Source organism: Microbulbifer sp. ABM4_008 (assembly GCF_056311705.1).
The window spans coordinates 5195001-5198739 of record NZ_CM149970.1 but is presented as its reverse complement, the minus strand read 5'-3'; the positions used below and the strand labels follow the sequence as shown (position 1 = coordinate 5198739).

At 50.0% G+C, this 3739-nt stretch carries 2 rRNA genes (1 of these 2 running past the window's edge); both read right to left on the bottom strand.

The window, feature by feature from the left end:
* Positions 1–898: 898 nt before the first annotated feature.
* Positions 899–1014: ribosomal RNA gene (gene rrf, locus ACYX4J_RS22675) — 5S ribosomal RNA — on the bottom strand.
* Between the two features lie 203 nt (positions 1015–1217).
* Positions 1218–3739 (bottom strand): 23S ribosomal RNA (locus ACYX4J_RS22670); it runs 360 nt beyond the window's last position.

Here is a 3739-nt window from a genome sequence, read left to right as displayed (position 1 = left end):
CAAAAGATTTTCTTAAGAAAATCAACGAGTTAGAGCTACCTTCCCGCTGCTGCCTGAGCAGCGAGGAGGCGAACTATACGGACTTCAGGGGGGCTCCGCAAGCACTTTATGGAATAAATTTCCAAAATGGTTTTTGGTTAAAAATCAGACTGCAAATGCATCCCCTGGTGGTGGAAATGGAAAATATAACTATGAATAAAATCCCCACATCACTACCGGGGAATATGCGCGTAGTTTTAAAAGCACGGTGTTTTCCACACTATTTGGCGGCTAGATTGAATAACCATTAGGGATATTAGGCTCTAGGGGATAACTTTCTGGAAGCATTTAGTGGCTTACTAACTCTGGTAGTTTTGATATCATAAAAAATACAAACCTAAAGTTCATGAAAGTAGTTTTAAGTGTGTATCCAGCGGTAAATTTTTGCAGAAGCTCTGAAAAAAATTGAGGAAGAAACGTAAAGATCTTTTAGGGGTTGATTTTTTGACGTGGAAACCGACTATTTTATTTAGAGCTATTTTGCAGGTTATCGGAAACACTGGACCCACACTGTAGGCGGGCAGTTCTCGTCAGCCTGCGGTGCATGACTCCGGATTTGTGAACGGCTCACATAGCAGCGCAGGCACGCGAAATAGTGAAAATATTTACCGCACCCTAAAAAGAAAACCCCGGCAGTGCAGCTGGTGTAGGTTTTTTTATTAGAAACCTGACAGCTGGTGACGGTTTAGCCTGCCGAAGGCCACTCCGAGGGTGAGAGCCACAGGCTCGAACCACTATGACTTTGCACGCAGCGCGTCTCTCTTCTTTCCCTTTCTTAGTTTTTTTATTTTTGTTTTTTAAAATATTTTCAGCCATAAAAAAAGGGCCACCCTATTGGGTGGCCCTTTTCGGATTAGAAGCCTGACGATGACCTACTCTCACATGGGGAAGCCCCACACTACCATCGGCGATGTTGCGTTTCACTTCTGAGTTCGGCAAGGGATCAGGTGGTTCCACAACTCTATTGTCGTCAGGCAAACTGGCTTGGGTTGGCATTGGTCTTATAAGCAAAGTGCTTGGCCTGCCGTGTTATCGCTGTTTGCCTCGGTCATGTTATTGACCGGCGATAACCCCAAATAAGTCGGTAAAACAATCTGTAGTAATACACCGCAAGCGATCGTATGTCTCTAACTCACAATCCGCTAGCTTAGCTAGTCGTTAGTAACCATCTCTGTTGTATGGTCAAGCCGCACGGGCAATTAGTACTGGTTAGCTCAACGCCTCACAACGCTTCCACACCCAGCCTATCAACGTGGTAGTCTTCCACGGCCCTTCAGGAGGCTCAAGGCCTCAGGGAGATCTTATCTTGAAGGAGGCTTCCCGCTTAGATGCTTTCAGCGGTTATCCCGTCCGAACATAGCTACCCGGCAATGCCACTGGCGTGACAACCGGAACACCAGAGGTTCGTTCACTCCGGTCCTCTCGTACTAGGAGCAACTCTTCTCAAATCTCCAACGCCCACGGCAGATAGGGACCGAACTGTCTCACGACGTTCTAAACCCAGCTCGCGTACCACTTTAAATGGCGAACAGCCATACCCTTGGGACCGGCTTCAGCCCCAGGATGTGATGAGCCGACATCGAGGTGCCAAACACCGCCGTCGATGTGAACTCTTGGGCGGTATCAGCCTGTTATCCCCGGAGTACCTTTTATCCGTTGAGCGATGGCCCTTCCATACAGAACCACCGGATCACTATGACCTACTTTCGTACCTGCTCGACATGTCTGTCTCGCAGTCAAGCGCACTTATACCATTATGCTCATTGCATGATTTCCGACCATGCTGAGTGCACCTTCGTACTCCTCCGTTACTCTTTGGGAGGAGACCGCCCCAGTCAAACTACCCACCATACACTGTCCTCGATCCGGATAACGGACCAGAGTTAGAACCTCAAACATACCAGGGTGGTATTTCAAGGACGGCTCCACAACAACTAGCGTCGCTGCTTCAAAGCCTCCCACCTATCCTACACAAATAGGCTCAAAGTTCAGTGCAAAGCTGTAGTAAAGGTTCACGGGGTCTTTCCGTCTAGCCGCGGGTACACTGCATCTTAACAGCGATTTCAATTTCACTGAGTCTCTGGTGGAGACAGCGTGGCCATCGTTACGCCATTCGTGCAGGTCGGAACTTACCCGACAAGGAATTTCGCTACCTTAGGACCGTTATAGTTACGGCCGCCGTTTACCGGGGCTTCGATCAAGAGCTTCGCCGAAGCTAACCCCATCAATTAACCTTCCGGCACCGGGCAGGCGTCACACCCTATACGTCCTCTTACGAGTTTGCAGAGTGCTATGTTTTTAATAAACAGTCGCAGCCACCTGGTCACTTCGACCGGCCTCAGCTTAGGGAGCAAGTCCCATCACCAAAACCGGCGTACCTTCTCCCGAAGTTACGGTACCATTTTGCCTAGTTCCTTCACCAGAGTTCTCTCAAGCGCCTTGGTATTCTCTACCTGACCACCTGTGTCGGTTTAGAGTACGATTCACTATTACCTGAAGCTTAGAAGTTTTTCCTGGAAGCAGGGCATCAACCACTTCACCCACTAAGTGGGCTTCGTCATCAGTTCTCAGCCTTAGGGACCCGGATTTGCCTAAGTCCCCAGCCTACAACCTTAAACATGGACAACCAATCGCCATGCTGGCCTAGCCTTCTCCGTCACTCCGTCGCAGTAATAGCGAGTACAGGAATATTAACCTGTTTCCCATCGACTACGGCTTTCGCCCTCGCCTTAGGGGTCGACTAACCCTGTCCCGATTAGCGTTGGACAGGAACCCTTGGTCTTCCGGCGGGGAGGTTTTTCACCTCCCTTATCGTTACTCATGTCAGCATTCGCACTTGTGATACCTCCAGCAGACCTCCCGATCCACCTTCAACGGCTTACACAACGCTCCTCTACCATGCTCCTAAGAGCATCCGCAGCTTCGGTTATCAGTTTGAGCCCCGGTATATCTTCCGCGCAGGCCGACTCGACTAGTGAGCTATTACGCTTTCTTTAAAGGATGGCTGCTTCTAAGCCAACCTCCTAGCTGTCTGGGCCTTCCCACATCGTTTCCCACTTAACTGATATTTGGGACCTTAGCTGGCGGTCTGGGTTGTTTCCCTTTCCACGACGGACGTTAGCACCCGCCGTGTGTCTCCCGCGATTGCACTCCTCGGTATTCGGAGTTTGCATGGGGTTGGTAAGTCGGGATGACCCCCTAGCCCAAACAGTGCTCTACCCCCGAGGGTGAGACGCGAGGCGCTACCTAAATAGCTTTCGAGGAGAACCAGCTATCTCCCGGCTTGATTAGCCTTTCACTCCGATCCACAGGTCATCCCCTAATTTTTCAACATTAGTGGGTTCGGTCCTCCAGTTGATGTTACTCAACCTTCAACCTGCCCATGGATAGATCGCCGGGTTTCGGGTCTATTGCCTGCAACTAAACGCCCTATTAAGACTCGATTTCTCTACGGCTCCCCTAAGCGGTTAACCTTGCTACAGACAATAAGTCGCTGACCCATTATACAAAAGGTACGCAGTCACCCCGAAGGGCTCCTACTGCTTGTACGTATACGGTTTCAGGTTCTATTTCACTCCCCTCTCCGGGGTTCTTTTCGCCTTTCCCTCACGGTACTGGTTCACTATCGGTCAGCTGGGAGTATTTAGCCTTGGAGGATGGTCCCCCCATATTCAGTCAAGATAACACGTGTCCCGACCTA